A 25,177-nucleotide genomic window follows, 5' to 3' on the forward strand; every position below is an offset into this window, starting at 1 on the left:
GGGCGAACAGGGGGTCCGACCGGGGGGAGCGCTGGCTACAGTCGAGCTATCGGAGCCCACCCCTGCGGGTTCTGTAGGGAGTGACAGCATGTTCGAGAGATTCACCGATCGCGCACGGCGCGTCGTCGTCCTGGCCCAAGAAGAGGCCAAGATGCTCAATCACAACTACATCGGGACCGAGCACATCCTGCTCGGCCTGATCCACGAGGGCGAGGGAGTGGCCGCCAAGGCGCTCGAATCCCTCGGCATCTCGCTCGACGCGGTGCGCGAGCAGGTCCAGGACATCATCGGCCAGGGGCAGCAGCAGCCCACCGGCCACATCCCCTTCACGCCGCGTGCGAAGAAGGTCCTCGAGCTGTCCCTGCGCGAAGCGCTGCAGCTCGGCCACAACTACATCGGGACCGAGCACATCCTGCTCGGCCTTATCCGCGAGGGCGAGGGCGTCGCCGCACAGGTGCTCGTCAAGCTGGGCGCCGACCTCAACCGGGTGCGCCAGCAGGTCATCCAGCTCCTCTCGGGCTACCAGGGCAAGGAGCAGGTCGCCGTGGGCGGTGAGCAGCAGCAGCCTCAGGGCGGCTCGCAGATCCTCGACCAGTTCGGACGCAACCTCACGCAGGCGGCGCGCGACAACAAGCTCGACCCGGTCATCGGGCGCGAGAAGGAGATCGAGCGGGTCATGCAGATCCTCTCCCGCCGCTCCAAGAACAACCCCGTCCTGATCGGCGAGCCCGGCGTCGGCAAGACCGCCGTCGTCGAGGGCCTCGCCCAGGCGATCGTGCGCGGCGACGTGCCCGAGACGCTCAAGGACAAGCAGCTCTACACGCTCGACCTCGGCTCGCTCATCGCCGGCTCCCGCTACCGCGGAGACTTCGAGGAGCGCCTCAAGAAGGTGACGAAGGAGATCCGCACCCGCGGCGACATCATCACCTTCATCGACGAGATCCACACCCTCGTCGGCGCAGGGGCCGCGGAGGGCGCGATCGACGCCGCCTCGATCCTCAAGCCGCTGCTCGCCCGCGGCGAGCTGCAGACCATCGGCGCGACCACGCTCGACGAGTACCGCAAGCACTTCGAGAAGGACGCCGCGCTCGAGCGCCGCTTCCAGCCGATCCAGGTCGCGGAGCCGTCGCTGCCCCACACCATCAACATCCTCAAGGGCCTGCGCGACCGCTACGAGGCGCACCACAAGGTGTCCATCACCGACGGTGCCATCGTCTCGGCCGCCAACCTCGCGGACCGCTACATCAGCGACCGCTTCCTCCCCGACAAGGCCATCGACCTGATCGACGAGGCCGGCGCCCGCCTGCGCCTCTCGATCCTCTCGGCCCCGCCGGAGCTGCGCGAGTTCGACGACAAGATCGCCGTCGTCCGCACCGCGAAGGAGGCCGCGATCGAGGACCAGGACTTCGAGAAGGCCGCGTCGCTCCGCGACGAGGAGAAGCAGCTGCTCGGTGAGCGCCTGCGCCTGGAGAAGAAGTGGAAGTCGGGCGACGTCAAGGCGACCGGTGTCGTCGACGAGGGCCTGATCGCCGAGGTCCTCGCGCAGGCGACCGGCATCCCGGTCTTCAAGCTGACCGAGGAGGAGTCCTCGCGGCTCGTCTTCATGGAGAAGGCGCTGCACCAGCGCGTCATCGGCCAGGAGGAGGCCATCGCGGCCCTCTCGCGGACCATCCGCCGCACCCGCGCCGGGCTCAAGGACCCCAAGCGCCCCTCGGGATCGTTCATCTTCGCCGGCCCCACCGGCGTCGGAAAGACCGAGCTCGCCAAGGCGCTCGCCGAGTTCCTCTTCGACGACGAGAACGCGATGATCTCGCTCGACATGTCGGAGTACGGCGAGAAGCACACCGTCTCGCGGCTGTTCGGTGCCCCTCCCGGGTTCGTCGGCTTCGAGGAGGGCGGCCAGCTCACCGAGAAGGTCCGCCGGAAGCCCTTCAGCGTGGTCCTCTTCGACGAGATCGAGAAGGCCCACCCCGACATCTTCAACTCGCTCCTCCAGATCCTCGAGGAGGGTCGTCTGACCGACGGCCAGGGGCGCGTCGTCGACTTCAAGAACACCGTCATCATCATGACCACCAACCTCGGTGCGCGTGACATCGCCGGTGGTCCCGTCGGGTTCCAGATCGAGGGCGAGAACGCCACCGGCTACGACCGCATGCGCGGCAAGGTCAACGAGGAGCTGAAGAAGCACTTCAAGCCCGAGTTCCTCAACCGCGTGGACGACGTCATCGTCTTCCCGCAGCTGTCGAAGCCCGAGCTGCTCCAGATCGTCGACCTGTTCATCGGCCGCCTCGGCGACCGCCTGCTGGACCGCGACATGACGGTGGAGCTGACGCAGTCGGCCAAGGAGCGGCTGATCGAGGTCGGGTTCGACCCGGCCCTCGGCGCCCGCCCGCTGCGCCGCGCGATCCAGCGCGAGATCGAGGATCAGCTGTCCGAGCAGATCCTGCACGGCCAGCTCGGTGCCGGAGACCACGTGCACGTGGACTTCGCGGAGGGCAAGTTCGTCTTCACGACGACGCCGCGCCTGATCTCGATCAGCGCCGGTGCGACGGCGGGAGCGGCGACCGCCGGCCCGGCGACGCCCGACCTGATGGCGTAGCACCCGCACAGCACGACAGCGAGCCCGTTCCTCCTCGCGGAGGGACGGGCTCGTCGTCGTTCGGCCGTACGCTTGTCGGATGGCCGATTGGAAGTACCCGGTGCGCCGCGCGCGCACGAGCGACGTCCCCTTCATCCAGGAGCTCAGCGAGCCGCTCGTCAACGAGCGCATCCTCCTCGGCAAGGACCGCGTGGTGCTCTACGGCGCCGTGCAGGAGTTCCGGATCGCGGAGTCCGGTGACGGCACCGCCATCGGCTGCGGCGCGCTGCACGTGATGTGGGACGACATCGCGGAGGTGCGCACGCTCGCCGTCTCGAAGGACTGGCTCGGCCGGGGCGTCGGCCACCACATCCTGGAGCGCCTGGAGAACGACGCGCGGGAGCTCGGGCTCAAGCGCCTGTTCTGCCTGACCTTCGAGGTCGGCTTCTTCGAGCGCCACGGCTACGCGCCGATCGGCGAGAAGGTCGTCGACCCGGAGGTGTACGCCGAGCTGCTGCGCTCTCCCGACGAGGGCGTCGCCGAGTTCCTCGACCTCGCCCGGGTGAAGCCGAACACGCTCGGCAACACCCGCATGCTCAAGACGCTCTGAGCGCTCGCGCGTCGTAGCCTGTGTCGGTGACTCTGCCTCCCCGCCGCCTGCCCTCCCGGGTCTACCGGCGGCGCAGGGCCGGCCTGATCCTCGCGCTCCTGGTGATCATCGCCGGGATCGCCGCGCTGGTCTCGCTGCAGCCGTGGGCGGGCGCGCGCGGAGCCGCTGAGAGGGCGAGCCCGACGGCCTCGTCGCTGCCGACGCTCTACCCCTCGACGGCGCCGGAGGGCTCGCCGCCCGCCGACGCCGCCGCCTGCACCGCCGACACCGTCGCGGTCACGGCCGTCACCGATGCGACGAGCTACGGGCCGGACGAGGCCCCGCAGCTCTCGCTGTCGCTCGCGAACATCTCGAGCACCGACTGCGTGATCGACGCCGGGACGAGCGGACAGGTCTTCACGATCACCAGCGGGTCCGACCCGGTCTGGACCTCGACCGACTGCCAGACGGGTGCGTCGTCCCTGGAGATCCTGCTCCCGGCCGGCACCTCGGTGACGGGCAGCTCGATCACCTGGGACCGCACCCGCTCCTCGCCGGACAGCTGCTCCGGCGGGCGCGAGGCGGTCGAGGGGGGCGGCGCGGCGTACAACCTGTCGGTCTCGGTCGCGGGCATCCCGTCGGGGTCGACGACGCAGTTCCTGCTGCAGTAGTCCGTCTCGCCTGTCGCCCTTCAGGGGGAGGTGGCGCGGAACACGCGCGCGTACGCTCACGGACATGATGAGGACGCTCCGCCGGCTCCTGTCCGCGATCACGCCGAGGGGGCGGGGCTCCGGAGCGCGCGGATCCGGGCTGTCCGCGGGAGCGACGGGGATGCTGCTCGCGGCCGCGCTGGCGGGAGCGCCCGCGGCGACGGCGGGACCCCTGCCCGCGGGCCACGGGGGCGAGCCGGCCGCCGCCGCTGCCGTCGGCGCCGCCGCCATCGGCGGACCAGCACGCGGCGTCGACGACTTCCGCTTCTCCCGCTACGCCGTCGACTACGACCTCGGCCGCGACGCCGAGGGGCGCTCGACGCTGACGACGGTCGAGACGTTCGTCGCGGAGTTCCCCGAGGACCAGAACCGCGGGATGCAGCGGGCGATACCGCTCGAGTACCAGGGGTATCCGACCGGCGTCGACCTGGTGTCGGTGACGGACGAGACGGGACGGGCTCGGCCCGTCGACACCGAGACCGAGGACGGGATCCTCCTCGTGACGAGCGCCGCGGACGGCTTCGTCAGCGGCAGCCAGACCTACGTCTTCACCTACACCCAGCACGACGTGACGCTGCCCGGCTCCGGAACGAGGAGCGGCGAGGACGAGTTCTACTGGGACGCGAACGGCACGCAGTGGCGGCAGCCCTTCGACCGCTACGACGTCCGGGTCCGGCTCACCGGCGGCCTGGCCGAGGCGGCGACCGGGACCGCATCCTGCTACCGCGGCGCGGCCGGCTCCACCGACGGCTGCTCGATCGGCCGCGACGGCGCCGTGGTGACTGCGAGCGGGACCGACCTGGCGGCGTACGAGAACGTGACGGTCGCCGTCGGATTCGCGCCGGGGACCTTCACGCCGCGCGACGACGGCTACTTCGCCTCGGGCTGGGCCTGGGTGCAGCTGGCGTCGATGCTCGTGCTGTTCGGCGTGCTCGTCGCGGCGATCCGTCGGCGTGCCACGGTGCTGCGCGATGCTCCGGGGCGCCCGACGGTGATCGCCGAGTACGAGCCGCCCGCGCAGGGGCTCTTCCTCTCCGCGGCGCTGCGCGGGCGGTCCTCGCGCGCTCCGGCCGCGGCGCTGCTCGACGCGGCGGTCCGCGGGCTGGTCCGGGTCGAGGAGAAGGACTCGGGGAGGAAGCCGGGCTTCCTGCTCCGCGTGCTCGATCCGGCGACGGCCGCGCCGCGACGGGCCGGCCGACCGCGGGTCGTCCCTCCCGTCGACCGGGAGTTCTTCGAGATCGCGTTCGGAGCCTCGCCCTCGCCGGGCGCCGTCCGCGATCTGAGCGGGAAGGACAAGGAGTTCGGGAAGGCGGTGTCGTCCTTCCAGACGGTGATGTCCGCGCGGGTCGTGGAGGAGGGACTGCGGCGCTCCGGAACGGTGCGCGGCTCCGTGCTCCTGATCGTGCTCGCGGTGGTCGCCGTCGTCGGCGTCGTGCTGTCCGGGGCGCTCCTGTTCGGGGCGGCGCTCGGCGGGGCGCTGCCGATCGTGCTGCTCCTCTCGGCGCTGGTCGTGGGGGCGCTGGTCTGCGTCCTGCTCGCGAAGGTGCCGCTGACCGCGGCCGGCGCGGAGCTGCGCGACCACCTGAAGGGTCTCGAGCTGTATCTGCGGCTGGCGGAGGCGGACCGGTTCGCGATGCTGCAGTCGCCCCGCGGTACCGACCGGCGCAGCGTCGGTCCGGTCGAGGTCGTCGAGGTGACCGAGCGGCTGCTGCCCTGGGCGGTGCTCCTCGGGCTGGAGAAGGAGTGGTCGGCGGCGCTCGCGACCGCCTACGAGCAGACCGGTGAGAGCCCGGTCTGGTACTCGGGGTCGACGGGGTTCCACGCCGCGGCGTTCGCGGGGAGCATCTCCTCGTTCTCCTCGACCGCGTCGAGCTTCGTCGGCTCCTCGTCGAGCTCGTCGAGCGGCGGCGCGGGCGGCGGCGGCAGCTCCGGCGGTGGCGGGGGCGGCGGCGGAGGCGGCGGGGTCTAGCCCGTCCGGCCGCGAGCAGCCCGTCTCGATCTGCTCTCGGCACGGCGGTCGGCGCGGAGCCGACTCTTCGCGGCCGCGTAGTCGCGGGAGCTGCGGCTCGAGAGGGCGAGCAGCACGAGGATGTCGAAGGCGACGCTGCCGAGGTTGGTCTGCAGGCTGATCGCCGCGCCGCCCTGGAGCACCGCGGCGAAGGCGGTGATCGTGCTGAGCAGGCTGGAGGAGAGGGCGAGCAGGCGGGCCGTCCCGGAGCCGCGGAGCACGAGTGCGCCGAGGAGCAGCCAGAGGAGCGTCGCCGCCCCGAGGAGGGCTGCGGCGATCGGCCGGGTCGAGGCCTCGTCGAGCGTGGAGCCGCCCGCCGTGGCGGTGCCGCCGTCGAGCCAGGTCAGATCGTCGAGCGAGGCGGCGCCGGCGAGCAGCAGCACGGCCTGGAGCGCGTACGCGAGGCCGCGGGCGACGAGCATCAGGGCGCCGACGTGCGTGGTGACGGGCCGGCGGAGGACCGTCGCGGACGAGGTGCCGAGTGCACCGGCGAGCTCGGTGGCGGCGACGGGGGCGATCGCGTCGCGCCCGGCGGCCCCGGACGGCAGGGGGATCGCGCGGAGGTCGACGACCGGCAGATCGCCGTCGGTGACGATGGAGTCGCCGCCGCCGTTGCGGGAGTGGTAGCCGGTGGAGAAGTCCTGGATGACGTCGACCGTCACCTCGGGGTGGTGCTCGCGGAGGCTCGCCACGATGTGGTCGCGTTCCTGGTCGGTGTCGGGGGAGATCTTGTGCGTGACCTGGAGCGTGAAGAGCGACAGTCCGACGCTGCGGTCGAAGGTGCCGGCGGCGACCCACTCGACGGGGAACCCGCCGGGCAGGAACCAGTTCTCTGGGCAGCGCCAGAAGCGCACGTGGTGGCGCTTGCCCGGGTTGCCGGCGACCTCCTGCTGGAACGCGACGTCCTGCTGCCGCCCGAACACGAAGAGCGGCGAGACGGGGGCGCGGTGGTAGCTGCGGCGGGTGAGCGTGGCGGTGATGATCCGCCGGCTGCTGCGCACCGTGACCTCGTCGGCGCGGGTCCAGCCGGAGGAGGTCATCGCGTGGACCAGCTGCGCGTCGCTGCCCTGGAAGGCGAGGTTGACCGGGTCGCCGAGTAGGCCGTCGCTGGTGCGCGCGCGGCCGATGAAGTAGTCGGGCACGTAGAGGCGGGTGAGGATCCGGTGCAGCCGCGGCAGCACGAGGTAGGCGACGAGGACCCAGACGGCGACGTAGAAGCCGATCTGGGCCCAGCCGGAGCGGACGCCGTCGGTGACGAGGACGACGGCCAGCAGCGTCGCCGCGACGCCGCCGAGGACGAAGAAGGCCTGGTCGAGCAGCGCGGGGATCGGGAAGCGGCGGCGGCGGCGGCGGACCGCCGGTGCGGAGGCGGGGGCAGGGCGTCCGTCGGTGGCGGGACGGTCCTGGTCGGTGCCGGCCCGCTCGGTGTCGCTGCTCACGGCGTCAGCCTAGGGCGGCGGTCCGGTGCGGGGGCCGTCAGCCGACGGGGATGCGGGCGGGCACCGGCACGAGGGCGTGGGTGATCGCGCTCGAGAGGGTGAAGGCGCTCGAGTCCAGGTGGGAGGGGTGGCCGAGCCGGGTGGCCTCGTTGGCGCGCTGCTTCGCGCCGGACGCCGGGCGGATGTCACCGGAGAGGCTGATCTCGCCGAAGGCCGCGATGCCGGGGCGCAGCGGCGTGTAGGCGTGGGCCGAGGCGATCGCGACGGCGATGGCGAGGTCGGCGGCCGGCTCCATCAGCTTCACTCCGCCGACGGTCGAGACGTAGACGTCGCAGCGGCGGAGCGGGATCCCGGCCTGGCGCTCGAGCACCGCGAGGATCATCGCGACGCGGGAGGCGTCCACGCCGTTGGTCACCCGGCGCGGGTGGTCGCCGTCGTTCGCGATGACGAGGGCCTGGATCTCGACGGGCAGGGCGCGGCGCCCCTCCATCGCGACGGTGACGCAGATGCCCGGGGTGGGGAAGCGGGTGCGGCTGAGGAAGAGGCCGCTGGGGTCGGGGATCTCGGCGATGCCCTCGGCGGTCATCTCGAAGCAGCCGACCTCGTCGGTCGGGCCGAAGCGGTTCTTGAGGGAGCGGACGAAGCGCAGCGCCGTCTGGCGGTCGCCCTCGAAGTGGCAGACGACGTCGACGAGGTGCTCGAGCAGGCGCGGGCCGGCGATCGAGCCGTCCTTCGTGACGTGGCCGACGAGCACGAGGGGCAGCGCGCGCTCCTTGCAGACGCGGATCAGCGTCGCGGCGACCTCGCGGACTTGGCTCGGACCGCCGGGCAGGCCGTCCACCGTGTCGCTCGCGACGGTCTGCACGGAGTCGACGATCAAGAGGTCCGGGCGGACCTCGTCGATCTGGCCGAGGACGGTGGCGAGGTCGGTCTCGGCGGCGAGGAAGAGGCTGTCGTGCATGGCGCCGGTGCGCTCGGCCCGCATCCGCACCTGGGCGGCGGACTCCTCCGCGCTGACGTAGAGGACGCGCTGGCCCTCGGCGGCGGCGCGCGAGGCGACCTCGAGCAGCAGCGTCGACTTGCCGACGCCCGGCTCGCCGGAGAGGAGGACGACGGCGCCGTTGACGATGCCGCCGCCGAGCACCCGATCGAGCTCGCCGACGCCCGTGGGCCGGTGCGCGGCGGAGGTGGTCTCGATCTGGGTGATCGGCTTGGCGAGCCGCGCCGCCGTGGGGGCGACGGCGGCGACCGCGCGGACGAGGCCGGTGCGCTCGGTGCTCTCGATCACCGAGCCCCACTGCTGGCACTCGCCGCAGCGGCCGACCCACTTCGCGGTCGTCCAGCCGCACTCGGAGCAGCGGTAGGCGGCGGTGCGCGTCTTCGAGGAGGCCATGGGGTCCTTCCGGGCCGGGGGAGTGCGGGGCAGGGGTGGAGTGCGGGAGCACCGGCGACGCTACGGCCGGCCTCCGACATCGGAGAGTTCTTTCGAACGTGTCTTCGACCCTAGCGGCCACCGCCGACACCCGGACGCGCCGCGCCCGGACGGTGGACAGCCGGCCGAGTGACTCGCTGGGGAGGAGTCCGGCCGGCACCCGAGCGGCGCGCCGGCGGTGTCGGTCGTCTGCGGGAGACTGGGCCCATGACCTCGACGGTGCACACGCTCAAGTCCGGCCGCGCGCTCGGAGTCGCCTGGTCCGGCTCGGAGGGCGCCGAGCACGTCGTCGTGCTCGTGCACCCCGCACCCGGCGCCGCCGGACTCGACCCCGACCCCGCGGCCACCGCCCGCCACGGCGTGCGGCTGCTCTCGTTCGACCGCCCCGGCTACGGCGCCTCGGAGCTGCTGACCGACGTCGATCCCGCCGGCGCCGGTGCCGGGGCGAGCCCGGAGCAGGCCGCCGCCGACATCGCCGAGTACCTGGCCACCGCGGGCATCGCCTCCGTCACCGCGGCCGGCTGGTCGGCGGGCGGCCGCGTCGCCCTCGCCCTCTCGGCCAACTACCCGGGCCTGGTCGGGCGCGTCGCCGTCCTCGGCACTCCCGCGCCCGATGACGCCGTGCCGTGGGTCGGCGAGCAGAACCGGGCGATGCTCGAGCAGCTGCGCGAGCTGCCGGTGGACGAGGCCGTCCGCTCCCTCGCCGCCGCGCTCGACACGGCGTTCGGTCCGTCACCCACCCCCGAGTCGCTGCTCGGCGTGCTCGGAGGGGACGCCGCCGACACGGACGTGCTCGAGGCGCCCGGCGTCCGCGAGCGGCTCCTGGTGATGCTCGAGCGCGCCGTCGCCCAGGGCAACCTCGGCCAGGCCGCGGACATCGTCGGCTACACCCTCCAGGAGTGGGGCTTCGCGGTCGAGACGGTCGACGCCCCGGCGCTCCTCCTCTACGGCGGCGAGGACGCGACCGTCGGCCGCCAGCACGGCGAGTGGTACGCCGCCCGCCTGCCCGACTCGCGCCTCGAGGTCGTACCCGGCCGAGGCCATCTGCTCGCCGTCTCCGAGTGGGACCGGGTGCTCGCCTTCCTCCTCCCCGAGCCCGCCTGACGCCTCGGCGCCGGCCGCACGCCCGCGCTCGGCCGCGGTTCCCGCGCCGATTGGCGGGATTCCGGAGCCTCGCGTACACTCGTCCTCGGTACCGTGTCCGAGCGGCCGAAGGAGCATGTCTCGAAAACATGTGTGGGCTTGCGTCCACCGTGGGTTCAAATCCCACCGGTACCGCCAGTCAGAACCCCCGAGTCAGCGAGAGCCGACCGGGGGTTCTGTCGTTCCCGGATGCGTCGCTCCTGGTGCTCGGGGACGACGATCCTCCCGTGGACGTGAGTGACCCCCGTCCGAGGCTCCTGACCATCGTGGCGCGCATCGTGCTGGCCATGGTTGCGCTGCCATGCTACGTTCACCTAAGTGATGTTGACGTGGACATCCGCGCAGTGGAGACGCCGATCGAGCGCCGCTGCACGAGCACCACAGGTACAAGGAGGTACCCATGACGATGGACAGGAGAGGGCTTCTCGCCCTCGCAGGCACGGCAGCGCTCACGGGCGCGGTCACGGCGGTGGCCGGGCCGGGCGCCGCACCCGCGCACGCCGCCACCGGCACGGCGGTCGTTGACCCGGCGCAGCGCGGACCGGTGTGGGAGGGCTTCGGCACGGCGCTCTGCTGGTTCGCGCACCGCATCGGCGGCACGGCGGCCGTGCGCGACACCTACGCCGATCTGCTCTTCGACCGCGACAAGGGTCTCGGGCTGAACATCGTCCGCTACAACATCGGTGGCGGCGAGAACCCGGCCTACCCCGGGCACATGGACCTGCGCGCCCGCATCCCCGGCTACCTCGCGTCCGCCTCGGCGGCCTACGACTGGTCGGCGGATCCGAATCAGCGCTGGTTCCTGCAGGCAGCGAAGTCGCGGATCCCGGCCAGCGACTTCCTCGCCGAGTCCTTCGCCAACTCGCCGCCCTGGTGGATGACGATCTCGGGCAGTGTCACCGGGGGGAGGAACGCCGCCGAGAACCTGCGCCCCGACAGCTTCGAGGCCTTCGCCCGCTACCTCGTGACGGTGAACGAGCGCTTCCGCACGACCTGGGGTGTGCCCTTCCGCACGCTGTCGCCGGTGAACGAGCCGAGCGCCGCCTACTGGACCTTCGGCAACCGCCAGGAGGGCAACCGGATGCTCCCGGCGAACCAGGCGACGATGCTCAAGGCGCTGGCGGACGAGCTCGCGCGGCAGGGGTCGCCGACGCGGATCGCGGCGTCGGACGAGACGAGCATCGACGTCGGCCGCGACACGGTGAACAGCTGGTCCGCGCAGACCCGCGCGCTCGTCGGGCAGTACAACGTGCACAGCTACGAGGGCTCCGACCGGACCGGCTTCAAGACCGCAGCTCGCGGCACGCGGATCTGGGACTCCGAGCACGGCAACGGCGACGCCAGCGGCACGACCCTCTCGCAGAACATCCTCTGGGACGTGAAGTGGCTCGGCGCGAGCGCGTTCGCCTACTGGCAGGCGGTCGACTCCGGGGGCTGGGGGATGCTCGACACCGACCTCAACAACGCCTCCGCGGACCTGTCGAGCTACACCCGGAACAAGAAGTTCTGGGCGATGGCGCAGTGGAGCCGCTACATCCGCCGCGGCTACCGGGTGATCGGCGTGAGCGACAACGACACCGTCGCCTTCCACGACGAGGCCGGCAGGCGCGTCGTCCTCATCACGGTCAACACCACCTCGACGGCCGCGACGGTCACCTACGACCTCACCCGATTCGCTCCCGCCACCGCGACCGCCTCCGGGGTGCGCACCAGCGGCTCCCAGGACCTCGCGGCGCTGCCCTCGGCCGCGCTCGCCGGCAACCGGTTCACGGCATCCGCTCCCGCGATGTCGACCACCACGTGGGTCGTCCCCTCGATGACCCTCAACTAGAAGGAGAGTTTCAATGACGAAACGACGAGGACGGATCAGGCTGGCGATCATGGCGCTCGCCACGGCGGCGCTGGTCGCGGTCACGGGCCTGGCGCCCGCGACGGCGGCGCCGCAGACCGTCACCAACGGCACGCAGTTCCTCACCACCCAGGGCCAGCCGATCCACGGGCACGGCGCCGGGCTGCTCAAGGTCGGGCAGTACTACTACTGGGTCGGTCAGAGCACCGACGCGGACAACCGGTTCATCTCGGTCCCGCTCTACCGCTCCACCGACTTCAAGAACTGGGAGTTCCGCGGCGACATCCTCACCAAGAACTCGGCGCCGGAGCTGAACGTCTCCACGATCGAGCGGCCGAAGCTCGTCTACAACGCGGCGACGCAGAAGTACGTGCTCTGGATGCACTGGGAGAACGGGCAGAACTACTGGGAGGGCCGGGTCGCGGTCGCGACCTCGAGCACGATCGACGGCTCCTACGCCTACCAGGGCAGCTTCCGGCCGCAGGGCTACGAGTCGCGCGACATGACGGTGTACCAGGACGACGACGGGTCGGCGTACCTCTTCTCGTCGACGGCCATCCCCACGACGAACGCGTCGACGGCGATCTTCAAGCTCAACGCGTCGTACACGAACGTCGAGTCGTTCCAGGGCCTGCACTGGGAGAACCAGTCGCGTGAGGCGCCGACGATCTTCAAGCGCAACGGCGTCTACTTCGCGCTCTCGTCCGGGACCACCGGCTGGAGCCCGAACCAGAACAAGTACTCCACGGCCACGAAGATCACCGGGCCGTGGTCGACGCCGACCGACTTCGGCGGGCCGACCGGCAACCGCTCGCAGCCGACCTACGTCGCGACCATCAGCGGCAGCGCCGGCACGTCCTACCTCTACATGGGCGACCGCTGGGCGGGCGCCAACAACGGAGCGGTCAACGACTCCAGCTACGTCTGGCAGCCGCTGCAGTTCCCGTCGAACACCTCGGTCGCCATGCCCGAGGTGGACGGGGTCGTCATCGACACCGCGGCGGGAAAGGTGAACGCCGCCCCGGCGCTGCCGCGGTCGACGATCAAGTCGGCCTCGAGCGGACTCTGCGTGAACGTCGCGGACGACTCGACCGCGACCGGCTCGAAGGTGGTCCAGTGGACCTGCGGCAACGGGTCGAACGCCGTGTTCGCCCGGGCGTCGGCCGGTGGCTACGTGCAGTTCCAGACGCAGCACAGCGGGCTCTGCCTCGCGCAGTCCGGGTCCTCGGGCTCCGGCGGTGCGCTGGTGCAGGCGCCCTGCACGTCCGGACAGACGGCGCAGTGGCAGGTGAGCGGTCAGACGATCGTCAACCGCGCGAGCGGCGCCTGCCTCGACGTGCCCGACGAGAGCACGACCGCGGGTCGTCAGCTCGGGACCTGGTCCTGCAACGGAGGCAACCACCAGAAGTGGAGCTTTGTCGCCTAGCTGAGGTGTGAGGGTCGCGCGGTGGGGGGAACCGCCGCGCGACTCCGCGCCTCGTGCGGGGGCGGGCGGGCCCATCGGGTCCGGTGCCCGCCGACCCCCGCCGGTGGAACCCCCGGTCAGCGCGAGCCGACCGGGGGTTCCGTCGTGCCCGGACGCGCGATCGCTCTGCTGGGGGAGCCGCACGACGGTCCGCTTGTGGTCCCCACCCGAGCGCCCCGTTGCTCCAGATCGTGTCTTAATCTGGAGCAGATCTGGAGTTGGGCGATGTGCTCCGCAGGCGCGCGGCGGTCAGCGGGTGGCGGCGGTTCCGCTGTGCGTGCGGGTGGCGATCGCGTGGGACAGGAGGGTGGCGGCCACGCCGACGGCGACGCCGATCGCGGTCTCGAGGGCGCGGTCGCGCAGCAGGACGAACTCGTCGGTGTGGTGGGCGAGCTCGACCATCAGGATCGCGAGCGGGGTGATCAGGGCGAGGGTCAGGCCGTAGTTGCGGCCGACGACGAGCTCGGCGAGCATCTGCAGCAGCACGACGACGCCGATCGTGGCGAGCGGGGACAGCGGCAGGGCGAGCAGCGCGGCGGCGATCGCGACGCCGATGACGGTGCCGAGCATCCGGTGGCCGGCGCGGACGAGGCGGGCGGTCGCGTCGGCGCCCGAGGCCGCCGCGACGGCGGAGACCATCGCCCAATAGGGGTGGCCGAGGCCGGTCGCGGTGGGGATCGCGCCGGCGATCAGCACGACGGCGCCGAAGCGGAGCATCCCGGCGCGGGTCGTGGAGCGGACGGCGGCGGCGCGGAAGGAGGGGCGCCACGGCGTCGCGGGCAGCAGCCGGGCGCGCGGGGCGGCGATCCCGCTCACTCCGATGAGCAGCGAGAAGGCGGCGGAGGCGGCGGCGAGGGCGAACGCCTCCGGGATCCGCGTCGCCTCGACCGGCACCGAGGCGCAGGCGGTGACGGCGAACACCGGGAAGAGCGGGCCGGGCGGGTGCCAGTGCAGCGCGTCGCTGAGGTAGGCGGCGCCGACGGCGGCGAGCGTGACCACCGGGATGATCAGCCAGTCGCGCTGCGGCGACAGGGCGACGGCGGTGCCGATCGTCACCATCGCCACGAGGTAGGCGGCGGCCGAGGCCTGCATCAGCAGGCGCGGGCGGTGGGTGTGCCGGCGTCCGTAGAGCGCGGTGAAGGCGCCGAAGGTGGCGTAGAGGGCGAGGTCGGTGCGGCCGAAGACCCAGAGGAGGAGGAGCGGCACCGCCATCGAGATCCCGGCGCGCAGGGCGACGCGGTGGGCGCCGTCGTGCGGGCCGAAGGCGACCAGCTCGCGGGGGTGCGGCAGCGCGTTGCGGAGGGAGGGGGTGGCGGGCATCGGAGTCCTCGGGTCGGCGGGTGGATCCGAGCGGCACCGGCCGGAGAGGTCGTTCACGGGTGAACCATATATACTTTACTCGTGAATCATCTTCTGTCGAGCGACTCGTCGCATCCGGACCCCGGCGCGGCTCCGGACGCCGTCGACGAGATCCGTGCGGGCTGGCGCCGGCTGCGGCCCGAGCTGGACACCTCGGCGGTGGACGTCGCGGGTCGCCTGATCCGCGCCTCCGCCCTGCTCGTGCGCGCGACCGAGGAGCGGCTCGCCGCCTTCGAGCTGACCCGCGGCGAGTTCGACGTGCTGACGACGCTGCGCCGGCTCGCCGCCCCGCAGTCGCCGACGACGCTGCGGACGATCGGTCTCGCCTCCGCCCCGGCCGTGACGAAGCGGCTGCACGCGCTCGAGCGCCGCGGTCTGGTGCTGCGGACCGCGAACCCGGCGGACGGGCGCGGCGCGCTGATCGCGCTGACCGCCGAGGGGACCGCGCTGGTCGACGCCGCCTTCCCCGAGGTGCTCGAGGTGGAGCGGGAACTGCTCGCCGCGGTGCCCGACGCGCTCCGCGACGACGCCGCTCGCGGCCTGCGGGCGGTGCTCGCGAGCATCGAGGCGGCGCCGAGGCCGTGACCGCGCCCGCACGCCGCGGCTACCGTGGAGCCATGCGCCTCACGTCCAGCTTCACCGTGGACACGCGGCCGCCGGTGCTCCAGCTGGTCAAGACGGCGGCGGCGACCGTCGTCACCTGGATCATCGCCGCCCTGATCTTCCCCGGGACGCTGCCCGTCTTCGGCGCCATCGCGGCGCTGCTGGTGGTCGCGCCCAGCGTGAACCAGTCGTTCTCCAAGGCGCTCGAGCGCAGCGTCGGCGTGATCATCGGCGTCGTGGTCGGCTCGCTGATCGGCACGCTCTTCGGCGACGACAGCGCGATCGTCCTCGGCGCGATCGTCGCTGCGATCGCGGTGGGCTGGGTGGTCCGGCTGACGCCCGCCTCCGCGGTGCAGATCCCGATCAGCGCGATGCTCGTGCTCTCGGTCGGCTCGGTGACGCCGAACTACGCCGTGGACCGGATCCTCGAGACGCTGATCGGCGCGGCCGTCGGGATCGTCGTCAACGCGCTGATCGTCCCGCCGATCACCCTCGCACCGGCGGAGCGGGCCGTCGGCGACCTCACCGCGCAGCTCGCCGCGGCGCTCGACGACCTGGCCGACGTGCTCGAGACGAGGGTCGGCCGGGAGCGCCTCAGTGAGCTGCTGATCAACGCGCGGCTGCTGCAGACCATGCAGACGAAGGCGGAGGAGGCGATCGCGACCGGTGAGGAGTCGCTGCGGCTCAACCCGCGCCGCTCCGCGCACCGCGACCGGCTGCTGGCGCTGGACTCCGTCACTCCGCGGCTCGCCCGCATCGTGACGCGCGTGCGCGGGATGACCCGCACGGTGCACGACCTCTACGACCAGGACCTGGTGGGCGAGCCGACGATCGGGGACATCGCGGTGCAGCTGCACCGCGCGGCGCACGACCTGCGGCTGCTCGTGCAGTCCTCGGTCGCGGTGCCGGAACCCGAGCCGATCACCGATGAGCTGCCGGCGCTGACCGCCCCGCTGGTGATCGTGACCCCGCACCCGGAGCACTGGATCCTGCTGGGGGCGCTCGCCGAGGACCTGCGGCGCATCCGCGAGGAGATCGTGGGCGAGGAGTCCTGAGCGGGCTCCGCGCTCAGCGTGCGGCGGGCGTGTCGAAGAGGCCGGGCCCGGAGTCGCCGTCTCCGGCATCGGTGTCGGACTCCTGCAGGGCGGCCGGGTCGGTCGCCTCCGCGTGCTGGGTCTTGCCCTCGGCGATCAGCGAGTCGTCGTCGACGAGGATGCCGGCGAGCTCGGTCACCCGGCCGCGGATCGCGCCCAGCGGGTCCTCGATCGGGGCGTCCTCCTGCGAGCGGTCGACCTCGTCGTCCGGGAAGCGGCGCAGCTCGGCCTCGTCGCGGTCGGGCTGCGGCGCGCGGGCGTGCTCGACGCAGAGCCGCGCGACCTCCTCCGCGTGGGCGTGCATCACCGAGTGCGAGGCGTCCGGGATCTCCCAGGCGCGCGCGTGCGGGATCGCCTCGGCGACCTCCTCCGCCCACTCCCGCGGGACGAGGCGGTCGAACTCGCCGCGGATGACCAGCGTGGAGGCGCGGATCCGGGGCAGGACGTCCTCGATCCGGTACTGCATCATCTCGGGCAGCACCCGTGAGAACCAGCGCGGGCCGCAGAGCAGGTACGCGGCGGCGGCGAGGACGGCGACCTGGACCGGCTCGCGGACGCTCGACTGGAGGAACCGCCAGGCGGCGACGGGGATGCGGCGCTCGTGCGGGTTCATCACCGGGCCGAGCAGGACGATCGTGGTGAGCTCGGGCCGGCGCGCGGCGAGCTCGGCGACGACCTGCGTGCCCATCGAGTGGCCGAGGACGACCGGGTCGTCGAGGCCGAGGTCGTCGATGACCGCGCCGACGAGCTCGGCGTAGTCGCCGATGGTCATGTGCCGGGCGTTCGGCGGGTGCGGGACGCCGCCGAAGCCGGGCAGGTCGAGGGCGTGCACGGGGCCGAACTCGTTGAGCGCCGGGGCGAGCCGCTCGAAGTAGGTGGCGGCGACGCCGATGCCCGGGACGAGGACGAAGGTGCGCTCGCCGGTGTGGCCGACGGTGTTGACGCGGGCGTAGACGTCGCGGCGGTGGACGCGGAGGACGGAGACGTCGGTGTTCTTGTAGCGGCGGCGCGGGTCGCGCCGGCGGGAGCGCGTGGTGGAGAAGACGTCGCGCAGGCCGTGGCGGACGCTCGAGGCGAGGGCGCGCAGGGGGCGGCCGGGGTAGGGCACGGGCGCCTCCTCGGGTGTCGCGGCGCAGCGGCCTGGCGGGAACGGGTCGGGGGAGAGCCTAGGCGCTTGCCGATCCGCTCAGATCAGCATGTCCTCGGAGCGGTGGAGGATCAGCCGGGCGGGCCCGATGTGGAGGACGCCGTTGGTGAGCGGAGCGCAGCGGACGCCGCCGCGGCGCCGCATCGCCTTGAAGGCTCCGGGCGCGAGCGAGACGTCCATCCAGGCGCAGGGGTTGGCCGGGCGGCCGCCCTGGAACTCGATCCGCTCGCCGCCCTGCTCCACCGCGAAGGTGCGGCCGGCGAGCGCGTCGGTGTCGGCGCCGCGCACGATGATGTTGCGGCGGGTGTCGGCGGGGTCGAACGCGGCACGGCCGAGCTCCGCCGCGACGTGCTCGAGCGACTCGATCGCGAAGAGGGTGACCGCGGCCGTCCGGTGCGCGCGCTGGGCGAAGTAGCGGTCGCCGACGATGCCGAGTCCCGCGCGGATCTCGATCCGCTCGGGCTGCTCGTTGCCCTCGGAGGGGATCGGGCCGTCCGCCGGCCGCCCCTCGAACCGGTGCAGCGGCGAGACGACGAAGCGCACGAGCTCGATCGCGGCGGCCTCCATGACTGCCACGGTACGCGGGCCCGGGCGGGCGCCCGCTCGATTCGCGGAGGGGCTCCCCGATGTGTATAGTCGTACCTCGTTGCGTGCGCCCCCCAAGGCCACACGATGGACTGCGCCCGTAGCTCAACGGATAGAGCATCTGACTACGGATCAGAAGGTTGGGGGTTCGAATCCCTCCGGGCGCACTCTGGTTGAGACAGAACAGGACGGCCCGCTTCGGCGGGCCGTTCTTGGTTCAACGCCTGGTTCAGGGTGCAGCCTCCGCATCTCCGGACTGAGGTCGTTCGTCCGCTCGCAGACGGCCGAGTTCCGCCTTCGCCTCTGACCAGGGGATGTTGTCGCCGTCCTCCGCCAGCGCCGCGTCGAAGGCCTTCACCTCCTCCGCGTCCTCGAGAGCGTCTCTCATCCGCTCGTGCTGCTCGGGACTGATGAGCACGGCTTCCGGACGTCCCTGGCGCACGATGATGACAGCCTCGGTGCGTGAGCGGATGATCAGTTCGGAGAAGTTCGCGCACGCGTCGGTGACGCTGATGGTCGGCATGCTTCGAGCGTACGTTCGGCCGCCGGGGCGTCTGCGGTTCGGCGCGGAGGGGTGTGCAGTCCGACGTCAGGGGTCTGCTCGCGGGACGTCGCGCGCCAGCTCGGGTGAGGGGCGGCGGGGGCGCGAGGGGGAGGGCTAGCGTCGTGGGGGCAGAATCTTGCGCAACTCCCGACCGGCGTCTCGAGCGGTCGACGGTTGCGGCGAGGTGAGCCGCCCTGCATACTCAAAACCACACGACGCAAGGTTTTGGGCACGACCGCTCGATTCTGCACACTCGATGACGAGAGGGAACGATCATGACGACGTCCAGCGGATCCGCGGCGGGGATGCCCTCGGGCATGACCACCGCGACGGCGACGGTGCGGGGGCACCACGCGTTCTCCGAGCCGACCGAGCCGGCGACCAAGGGCTACGTCTTCTGGCTGCTCGCGGCGCAGCTGATCTTCTTCATCGCCCTGCTCGGGCCGGCGGTCGTCGGCATCGGCCTGAAGATCCAGTCGCTCGTCGAGTCGGGCGAGATCGCGCAGGACGGCGCGACCGGCGCCGCGGCGGTGCTCGGCGGCTTCGGCGCCCTCTTCGCCACGATCGCGAACGTCGTCGTCGGCCGGCTCTCCGACCGCACGACGAGCCGCTTCGGCCGGCGCCGGATCTGGATCGTGACCGGCACGGTGCTGATGACGGTCGCCTTCGCGATCATGGCGCTCGCCCCCACCCTGCTCGTCGCCACCGTCGGCTGGTCGCTCGCCCAGCTCGGCGCGAACATGACGCTCGCGCCCTTCACCGCGACGCTCGCCGACCAGGTGCCGAAGTTCCAGCGCGGCAAGATCACCGCGGCGCTCGGCATCGCGCAGAACGTCGGCATCCTCGGGGGCACCTACGTCGCCCAGGCGTTCGCCGGCCAGCTGGTCGTGATGTTCGTCGCCCCGTCGATCCTCGCGATCGTCGCCATGGTCGTCTTCGCGGTCGTGCTGCCCGACAAGCGCCTGCCGCAGGCGCCGCCGCGCGCGACGCTGCGCGACTGGGCCGAGACCTTCTGGGTCAGCCCGGTGAAGAACCCCGACTACGCGCTCGCGTGGTGGTCGCGCTTCCTGATCATCTTCGCGAGCTTCGGCTTCACCACCTTCCGCTTCTTCTACCTCCTCAACCACATCGGCGTGGAGGAGGGGAGCATCCCGGCCGTGATCACCACCAGCGTGCTGATCTACACGGTGACCCTCGTCGGCGCGAGCTACTTCGCCGGCTGGCTCTCCGACCGGATCGGGCGCCGCAAGGTGTTCGTCTGGAGCTCGACCGCGCTCTTCGCGGTCGGCACCTTCGCGCTGATCTTCGTGCAGGACATCGGCGCCTTCTACGTCCTCGAGGCGGTCCTCGGACTCGCCTACGGCATCTACGTCGGCGTGGACCTGGCGCTCGTCGTCGACGTGCTGCCGAACCCCGACGACTCCGGCAAGGACCTCGGCGTCTTCAACATCGCCAACGCGCTGCCGCAGACGCTCGCGCCGCTGGTCGGCGGCATCCTCGTCTACGTCAGCGACCCGACCGGCAACAACTACGGGCTGTGGTTCACGGTCTGCGCACTGGCCGCAGTGGTCGGCGCACTCGTCATCCTCCCCATCAAGAAAGTCCGATAGGCCTTTCTCGGACGTCCATAGGACAGGCTGGTCGGAGACGACAGTCCTGCCCGCACCACCATCACCAGTGAAAGCGACATCGATCATGACTCTGCCCCTGGCCTCCATCCAGCTCTACACGCTGGCCAAGGAGTTCTCCGAGGACCCGAACGGCTCGCTCGAGAAGCTCGCGGCGATCGGACTGAAGAACGTCGAGGCGTTCGACTTCGTCCGCCGTCCCGCCGAGATCCGCGCCGCGCTCGACGCGAGCGGTCTCGCTTCGCCGACCGGCCACGCTCCGCTGCTCTCCGACGAGCTGTGGACGCCGGACGGCTCCATCCCCACGCCCGCCCCCGAGGTCGTCTTCGAGGCGGCCGCGCAGATCGGGATCCAGACCGTCATCGACCCGTTCGTCTCGGCCGAGCGCTGGCTGACCGAGGACGGCGTGGCGGACATCGCCGACCGCCTGAACAAGGCCGCCGAGGTCGCCGCGACCTTCGGCCTGAAGGTCGGCTACCACAACCACGCGCAGGAGTTCATCGCCTCCTTCGACGGCCAGACCGCCTATGAGCGCTTCGTCGCGACGACGGACGAGCGCGTCGAGATCGAGCTCGACCTGTTCTGGGCGCTGACCGGCGGCCAGGACGGCCCCGCACTGGTGTCGAAGCTGGGCTCGCGCCTGGTCGCGGTGCACGTCAAGGACGGCATCGCGCCGGCCGAGAACCCGTTCGCCCCCGGCGCCGCGGCCTTCGGCTCGGACACCCTCGACCAGCGCCGTCCGGGCGAGGGCGACGTGCCGCTCGTCGAGGCGCTCAAGGCCGGCGAAGGTGCCATCGAGTACGCCGTCATCGAGTACGACAACGCCCCCGGCGACGTCTTCGCGGACATCCAGGCCAGCTACGACTTCCTCGTGAAGGGCGGGTACGCGGCATGAGCGGGCCCATCGGGATCGGCGTCATCGGCGTCGGCGTCATCAGCGACACCTACCTCGAGAACCTCGCGTCCTTCCCGGACGTCGAGGTCCTGATCGTCGGCGACCTGCTGCTCGACCGGGCGAAGAGCCAGGCCGAGAAGCACGGCGTCCCCGCCTGGGGCTCGGCGGAGGACGTCCTCGCGCACGCCGGCGTGCAGGTCGTCGTCAACCTGACCATCCCCGCCGCGCACGTCGAGGTCTCGGCCGCGGCGATCGCCGCGGGCAAGCACGTCTGGAGCGAGAAGCCGCTGGGCCTGGATCGTGCCGGAACCGCGCAGCTGCTGCAGGACGCCGCCGCCAAGGGGCTGCGCGTCGGCTCGGCGCCGGACACGCTGCTCGGCCCGGGCTTCCAGACCGCGAAGCGCGCGATCGCGGACGGCGTGATCGGCGAGCCGATGTTCGCGTCCACCGTCTTCCAGACGGTCGGACCGGACCTGTGGCACCCGAGCCCGGCCTTCCTCTTCGCGGAGGGCGCGGGCCCGCTGCTGGACATGGGTCCGTACTACTTCACCGGACTCGTCAGCCTGTTCGGACCGGTTCAGCGGGTCGCGGCGCTCGGGCGGAAGAAGCTCGAGGAGCGGGTCATCCGCTCCGGCCCCGACGCGGGGACGACGTTCCCGGTCGAGGTGCCCACCTCGCTGCAGGTGCTGACCTCGTTCGCGGCCGGGCAGCAGGCGTCGAGCCTGCTCAGCTTCGACTCCGCGCTCGAGCGCCACGGCGTCTTCGAGATCCACGGCACGGAGGGGTCGATCGTGATCCCGGACCCGAACCAGTTCGAGGGGCGCACCGCGTACGTGAAGGCCCGCACCTCGATCGCCGACGGCCAGTGGGGCGAGCAGGAGTGGACCGAGATCGAGCAGAAGGGCACGGTCGTCGGCCGCGGCCTCGGCCTGCTCGACATGGTCCGCGCGATCGCCGAGGACCGCCCGCACGTGGCCACCGGCGAGCTCGGCTTCCACGTGCTCGACGTCATGCTGTCGGCGCAGGAGTCGGCCGAGAGCGGCGAGTTCGTCGCGATCGACAGCACGCTCTCCGCGCCGGTGCCCGCGGTGCCGGTGCACTTCGACCCGTTCGCGCAGACGCTCTGACGCGCTGACGGTCTCGCCGTGGCCCCCGCTCTCCGTGTCTGGAGGGCGGGGGCTTCGGCGTGGGCGGGTCTCGATACGCCGCTGCGCGGGTGCTCGAGCAGCATGGAAGGCGTGGCCGCTGGAGAGGTGGTACCGCCCTCCACGCTGATCGAGTAGCGCCCGCAGGGCGCGTATCGAGATCCACCAGCGTCGGACGGGGAGTCTGCAGACCGGGCCTGCTGGGGACGGTGGGTCTCGATACGCCGCTGCGCGGCTACTCGACCAGCATGCGGAGGCCGCTGCGCGGCTGCTCGACCGGCATGCGGGGGGCGCTTCGCAGCTACTCGACCAGCATGCAGGGGGTGCTGCGCGGCTGCTCGACCAGCATGCAGGGGCGTTGCGCGGGTGCTCGAGGGGCGTGCAGGGGGCGTCAGGGGGGCGGGGGCGTCAGCTCGCGGCGGAGGCGGGCGAGGGTGTCGCGGAGGCGGGTCTTGACGGTGCCGATCGGCAGGCCGAGCTCGGTGGCGATCTCGGCGTGGGTCAGGCCGCGGACGTAGGCGAGGAAGAGCAGGTCGCGGTGCTTCGGGGCGAGGCGGCGGATCTCGGCCGCGGCGCGGCGGAACTCGCCGACGATCTCGCCGTGCGACTCCGCCTCGTCGATCTCGCGGAGGTAGCTGTGGATCGCGTAGCGGTGGTCGCGCTCGCGGGAGGACTGCGCGGCGCGGACCCGGTCGATGGCGCGGCGACGGGCGATGACGGCGACGAGGTGCTGCTGCTCCTCGAGGACCGCGTGCCGGCCGGCGGAGCGCCAGAGCTCGAAGTAGGTCTCCTGCGCGACCTCCTCCGCCTGCGCGTGGTCCTGCAGGATGCCGACGGTGATCGAGCGGACGCGCCGGACGGTGCGCTCGTAGAGCCGGCGGAACGCGGCGTGGTCGCCGTCGGCGAGCGTCGGGACGAGGTCGTCCTGCGCGGACGGGGCGCCGTCCGTCACGGTGCGCCCGGGTGCGGAGGCGTCAACCGAGCCGCGCCTCGGGAGTGTGGCCGACGTCCTGGGCCAGACGCTCGAAGGCGGCGACGGCCTCGTCGTTGCTGACCCGCCCGGCGTCGACGCCGTCCGCGATCCGGAGGATCTCGAGCTTGCGGTCGGCGCGAGCGGCCGTGTCCAGCGTCGACGTGCTGAGTGCTGCGGTGGCCTGGACCCGCGCCACGATGCTGCGGACCTGCCAGCGGCGGCTGTTGAACGACATCCCGCACTACCTCCTCGATCGGCCCCGTGCATCATTCGGAGCCGCGGCTCTGTCCGATGGGTGTCGGGGAGGAGGGGAGGAGTCAGGGCAGCTGGTCCTCGAGGTGGAAGACCTCGGTCAGCTGCAGGAAGCCGGTGTCGGGAGCGCCGTCGAGCTCGACGAAGAACTCGGCCATCTCGGCCTGCCAGCGGGCGTTGACCTCGGTGGCGGCCATCCCGGCGCGGGCGGCCTCGAGCGACGGGGTCTCGAAGTAGCCGATCAGCAGGCCGTCGGGGCGGAGGAAGAGGGAGTAGTTGTTCCAGCCGGTGGCCTTCAGGGCGGCGGCCATGTCGGGCCAGATCGCGGCGTGCCGGCGGGTGTACTCGGGGATGCGCTCGGGTCGCACCTGGAGCTGGAAGCAGACGCGCTGCATGGGGTGGGGCCTCTCGGTGGGGGATCTCGATACGCGCCCTGCGGGCGCTGCTCGATCAGCATGAACAGGGTCGCCCTGCGAGAGCTGTTCGCGTGGCCTGAAACATGCTGGTCGAGTAGCCGCGGAGCGGCGTATCGAGACCCACCGTTTCAGGGACGGTGGATCTCGATACGCGCCCTGCGGGCGCTACTCGATCAGCATGAACGGGGTCGCCCTGTGGGCGCTACTCGATCAGCATGGCTGCGGAACGGGTCAGAAGTCGAAGTCGGCGATGTTGTCGGCGGTGAAGGTGAAGGGGTCGCCGAGCAGGACGGTGCCGTCGGCGTCGACCGTGAAGGAGCCGAGGTCGCCTGCTTCGAAGGTGTCGCCCTCGGCGCCGGTGATGTCGCCGTCGATCAGGGCCTTCGAGGCGTAGGCGGCGAGGTAGCCGAGGTCTCCCGGGTTCCACAGCGCGAACGCGGTGACGGTGCCGTCCTCGACGAACTCGCGCATCTGGTTCGGCGTGCCGAGACCGGTCAGCGCGACCTTGCCCTTGAAGTCCGAGGTGGAGAGGTAGCGGGCGGCGGCGGCGATGCCGACCGTCGTGGGCGAGATGATGCCCTTGAGGTCGGGGTGGGTCTGCAGCAGGGCCGCGGTCTTGTCGAACGAGGTCTGGTCGTCGTCGTCGCCGTAGACGGTGTCGACGAGCGTCACGTCCGGGTGGTTCGCGGTGAGCTCCTCCTCCATCAGCTCGATCCAGGCGTTCTGGTTCGTGGCGTTCGCGGAGGCGGAGAGGATCGCGACCTCGCCGCTGTCGCCGATCTGCTCGGTGATCAGGTCGACCTGCGCCTTGGCGATGCCCTCGGCGGTGGCCTGGTTGATGTAGAGGTCGCGGCAGTCGGCGTTGGTGTCGGAGTCGAAGGTGACGACCTTGGTGCCGTTGTCGCGCGCCTCGTTCAGCGCGTCGCAGATCGCCTTCGGGTCGTTCGCCGAGACGACGATCGCTCCGGCGCCCTGCTGGGTGAGCGTGTTGATGTAGGAGACCTGCGCGTCGGGGGAGGCCTCGGCGGGCCCGACCTCGGCGTAGGTGCCGCCGAACTCCTCGATGGCCTTCTCGCCGCCGGCGTCGGAGGTGTCGAAGTACGCGTTGCCGAGGTTCTTCGGCAGGAAGGTGATCGAGTAGTCGCCGGAGCCGGAGCCGGCGTCGCCGCCGGCGTCGCCGTCGGAGGCGGAGCAGCCGGTCGCGACGAGCGCGACCGAGACGGCCAGTGCGGTGAGGGTGCCGAGGCGGCGCCCACGGGAGGAGAACATCATCGTCTGCCTTTCGTCGAGGTGCTGTGGGGGTGGTGCGGGGTGGTGCGGGGT

Annotated in this window: 22 protein-coding genes and 2 tRNA genes; 14 read left to right on the forward strand and 10 right to left on the reverse strand. The window is 71.9% G+C overall.

Annotated features, from left to right (window positions below):
• The first annotated feature begins 88 nt into the window (after window positions 1-88).
• The 4 genes from MT355_RS00675 to MT355_RS00690 all read left to right on the forward strand — a co-directional run bounded on the left by MT355_RS00675 (window position 89) and on the right by MT355_RS00690 (window position 5,846).
• On the forward strand, window positions 89-2,599 hold the full coding sequence (locus MT355_RS00675) for an ATP-dependent Clp protease ATP-binding subunit (protein ID WP_123446787.1): 2,511 nt from the start codon (window positions 89-91) through the stop codon (window positions 2,597-2,599).
• Window positions 2,600-2,678: 79 nt separating this feature from the next.
• A complete protein-coding gene (locus MT355_RS00680) occupies window positions 2,679-3,188 on the forward strand; it encodes an amino-acid N-acetyltransferase (RefSeq protein WP_243598152.1) in 510 nt (169 codons plus the stop codon).
• A 26-nt stretch (window positions 3,189-3,214) separates the two neighbouring features.
• A complete protein-coding gene (locus tag MT355_RS00685) occupies window positions 3,215-3,838 on the forward strand; it encodes a hypothetical protein (RefSeq protein ID WP_243598153.1) in 624 nt (207 codons plus the stop codon).
• A 64-nt stretch (window positions 3,839-3,902) separates the two neighbouring features.
• A complete protein-coding gene (locus MT355_RS00690; RefSeq protein ID WP_279391986.1) occupies window positions 3,903-5,846 on the forward strand; it encodes a DUF2207 domain-containing protein in 1,944 nt (647 codons plus the stop codon).
• Here the strand turns inward: MT355_RS00690 and MT355_RS00695 are convergent.
• Both MT355_RS00695 and radA read right to left on the reverse strand, forming a co-directional pair.
• Window positions 5,843-7,324, reverse strand: coding sequence for an LssY C-terminal domain-containing protein (locus tag MT355_RS00695; RefSeq protein WP_243598154.1), 1,482 nt, complete (start codon window positions 7,322-7,324; stop codon window positions 5,843-5,845). The genes MT355_RS00690 and MT355_RS00695 overlap by 4 nt on opposite strands.
• Window positions 7,325-7,361: 37 nt before the next feature.
• Window positions 7,362-8,717: a DNA repair protein RadA gene (gene radA / locus MT355_RS00700; protein WP_123705510.1), complete on the reverse strand. Its 1,356-nt coding sequence runs from the start codon at window positions 8,715-8,717 to the stop codon at window positions 7,362-7,364.
• Between the two features lie 246 nt (window positions 8,718-8,963).
• Here radA and MT355_RS00705 point away from each other — a divergent pair, with 246 nt between their 5' ends.
• From MT355_RS00705 to MT355_RS00720, 4 genes are all read left to right on the forward strand, one after another.
• On the forward strand, window positions 8,964-9,860 hold the full coding sequence (locus MT355_RS00705) for an alpha/beta fold hydrolase (protein ID WP_243598155.1): 897 nt from the start codon (window positions 8,964-8,966) through the stop codon (window positions 9,858-9,860).
• A gap of 87 nt (window positions 9,861-9,947) precedes the next feature.
• Window positions 9,948-10,037: transfer RNA gene (locus MT355_RS00710), tRNA-Ser, on the forward strand.
• A gap of 262 nt (window positions 10,038-10,299) precedes the next feature.
• Window positions 10,300-11,730 (forward strand): glycoside hydrolase, encoded by a 1,431-nt coding sequence (locus tag MT355_RS00715; RefSeq protein ID WP_243598156.1) that lies wholly within the window; start codon window positions 10,300-10,302, stop codon window positions 11,728-11,730.
• Window positions 11,731-11,743: 13 nt separating this feature from the next.
• Complete coding sequence (locus MT355_RS00720) at window positions 11,744-13,174, forward strand: RICIN domain-containing protein (protein ID WP_243598157.1); 1,431 nt, start codon at window positions 11,744-11,746, stop codon at window positions 13,172-13,174.
• A 288-nt stretch (window positions 13,175-13,462) separates the two neighbouring features.
• Here MT355_RS00720 and MT355_RS00725 read toward each other — a convergent pair whose 3' ends face one another.
• The gene (locus tag MT355_RS00725) at window positions 13,463-14,533 is read right to left on the reverse strand and encodes an FUSC family protein (RefSeq protein WP_243598158.1); all 1,071 of its coding nucleotides are present in this window, start codon (window positions 14,531-14,533) and stop codon (window positions 13,463-13,465) included.
• Between the two features lie 81 nt (window positions 14,534-14,614).
• Here MT355_RS00725 and MT355_RS21480 point away from each other — a divergent pair, with 81 nt between their 5' ends.
• Together MT355_RS21480 and MT355_RS00735 are read left to right on the forward strand one after the other, a co-directional pair.
• Window positions 14,615-15,157 carry a MarR family winged helix-turn-helix transcriptional regulator gene (locus MT355_RS21480; protein ID WP_243598159.1) on the forward strand — a complete coding sequence of 181 codons (543 nt, stop codon included), beginning with the start codon at window positions 14,615-14,617 and terminating at the stop codon, window positions 15,155-15,157.
• A gap of 32 nt (window positions 15,158-15,189) precedes the next feature.
• Window positions 15,190-16,230, forward strand: a complete 1,041-nt coding sequence (locus tag MT355_RS00735) for an aromatic acid exporter family protein (RefSeq protein ID WP_243598160.1) — start codon at window positions 15,190-15,192, stop codon at window positions 16,228-16,230.
• Between the two features lie 13 nt (window positions 16,231-16,243).
• Here the strand turns inward: MT355_RS00735 and MT355_RS00740 are convergent, their stop codons facing one another.
• Window positions 16,244-17,377, reverse strand: a complete 1,134-nt coding sequence (locus MT355_RS00740) for an alpha/beta fold hydrolase (RefSeq protein ID WP_243598161.1) — start codon at window positions 17,375-17,377, stop codon at window positions 16,244-16,246.
• A gap of 78 nt (window positions 17,378-17,455) precedes the next feature.
• Window positions 17,456-17,983: an MOSC domain-containing protein gene (locus MT355_RS00745; protein WP_243598162.1), complete on the reverse strand. Its 528-nt coding sequence runs from the start codon at window positions 17,981-17,983 to the stop codon at window positions 17,456-17,458.
• A gap of 112 nt (window positions 17,984-18,095) precedes the next feature.
• On the opposite strand from MT355_RS00745, the gene MT355_RS00750 reads away from it, so the two are divergent.
• Window positions 18,096-18,168 (forward strand) — tRNA-Arg (locus tag MT355_RS00750).
• A 62-nt stretch (window positions 18,169-18,230) separates the two neighbouring features.
• Here MT355_RS00750 and MT355_RS00755 read toward each other — a convergent pair.
• Window positions 18,231-18,524, reverse strand: a complete 294-nt coding sequence (locus tag MT355_RS00755; RefSeq protein WP_243598163.1) for a type II toxin-antitoxin system Phd/YefM family antitoxin — start codon at window positions 18,522-18,524, stop codon at window positions 18,231-18,233.
• A 296-nt stretch (window positions 18,525-18,820) separates the two neighbouring features.
• Between MT355_RS00755 and MT355_RS00760 the strand changes: the two genes are divergently transcribed.
• The 3 genes from MT355_RS00760 (at window position 18,821) to MT355_RS00770 (ending at window position 22,195) form a co-directional block, all read left to right on the forward strand.
• A complete protein-coding gene (locus MT355_RS00760; protein ID WP_208110589.1) occupies window positions 18,821-20,155 on the forward strand; it encodes an MFS transporter in 1,335 nt (444 codons plus the stop codon).
• A gap of 85 nt (window positions 20,156-20,240) precedes the next feature.
• A complete protein-coding gene (locus MT355_RS00765) occupies window positions 20,241-21,068 on the forward strand; it encodes a sugar phosphate isomerase/epimerase (RefSeq protein WP_243598164.1) in 828 nt (275 codons plus the stop codon).
• Window positions 21,065-22,195 carry a Gfo/Idh/MocA family protein gene (locus MT355_RS00770; RefSeq protein WP_243598165.1) on the forward strand — a complete coding sequence of 377 codons (1,131 nt, stop codon included), beginning with the start codon at window positions 21,065-21,067 and terminating at the stop codon, window positions 22,193-22,195. The genes MT355_RS00765 and MT355_RS00770 overlap by 4 nt, the downstream gene beginning before the upstream one ends.
• 409 nt (window positions 22,196-22,604) lie before the next feature.
• Here the strand turns inward: MT355_RS00770 and MT355_RS00775 are convergent, their stop codons facing one another.
• The 4 genes from MT355_RS00775 to rhaS all read right to left on the reverse strand — a co-directional run bounded on the left by MT355_RS00775 (window position 22,605) and on the right by rhaS (window position 25,126).
• Complete coding sequence (locus tag MT355_RS00775; protein WP_243598166.1) at window positions 22,605-23,165, reverse strand: sigma-70 family RNA polymerase sigma factor; 561 nt, start codon at window positions 23,163-23,165, stop codon at window positions 22,605-22,607.
• Window positions 23,166-23,187: 22 nt separating this feature from the next.
• Complete coding sequence (locus MT355_RS00780; RefSeq protein ID WP_243598167.1) at window positions 23,188-23,421, reverse strand: hypothetical protein; 234 nt, start codon at window positions 23,419-23,421, stop codon at window positions 23,188-23,190.
• An 82-nt stretch (window positions 23,422-23,503) separates the two neighbouring features.
• Window positions 23,504-23,833, reverse strand: coding sequence for an L-rhamnose mutarotase (locus MT355_RS00785; protein ID WP_123705497.1), 330 nt, complete (start codon window positions 23,831-23,833; stop codon window positions 23,504-23,506).
• A 252-nt stretch (window positions 23,834-24,085) separates the two neighbouring features.
• Window positions 24,086-25,126 carry a rhamnose ABC transporter substrate-binding protein gene (rhaS, locus tag MT355_RS00790; protein ID WP_243598168.1) on the reverse strand — a complete coding sequence of 347 codons (1,041 nt, stop codon included), beginning with the start codon at window positions 25,124-25,126 and terminating at the stop codon, window positions 24,086-24,088.
• Between the last annotated feature and the right edge of the window lie 51 nt (window positions 25,127-25,177).

The sequence above is a fragment of the Rathayibacter sp. VKM Ac-2929 genome, assembly GCF_022815495.1.
In the GTDB taxonomy this organism is placed as follows: Bacteria; Actinomycetota; Actinomycetes; order Actinomycetales; family Microbacteriaceae; genus Rathayibacter; species Rathayibacter festucae.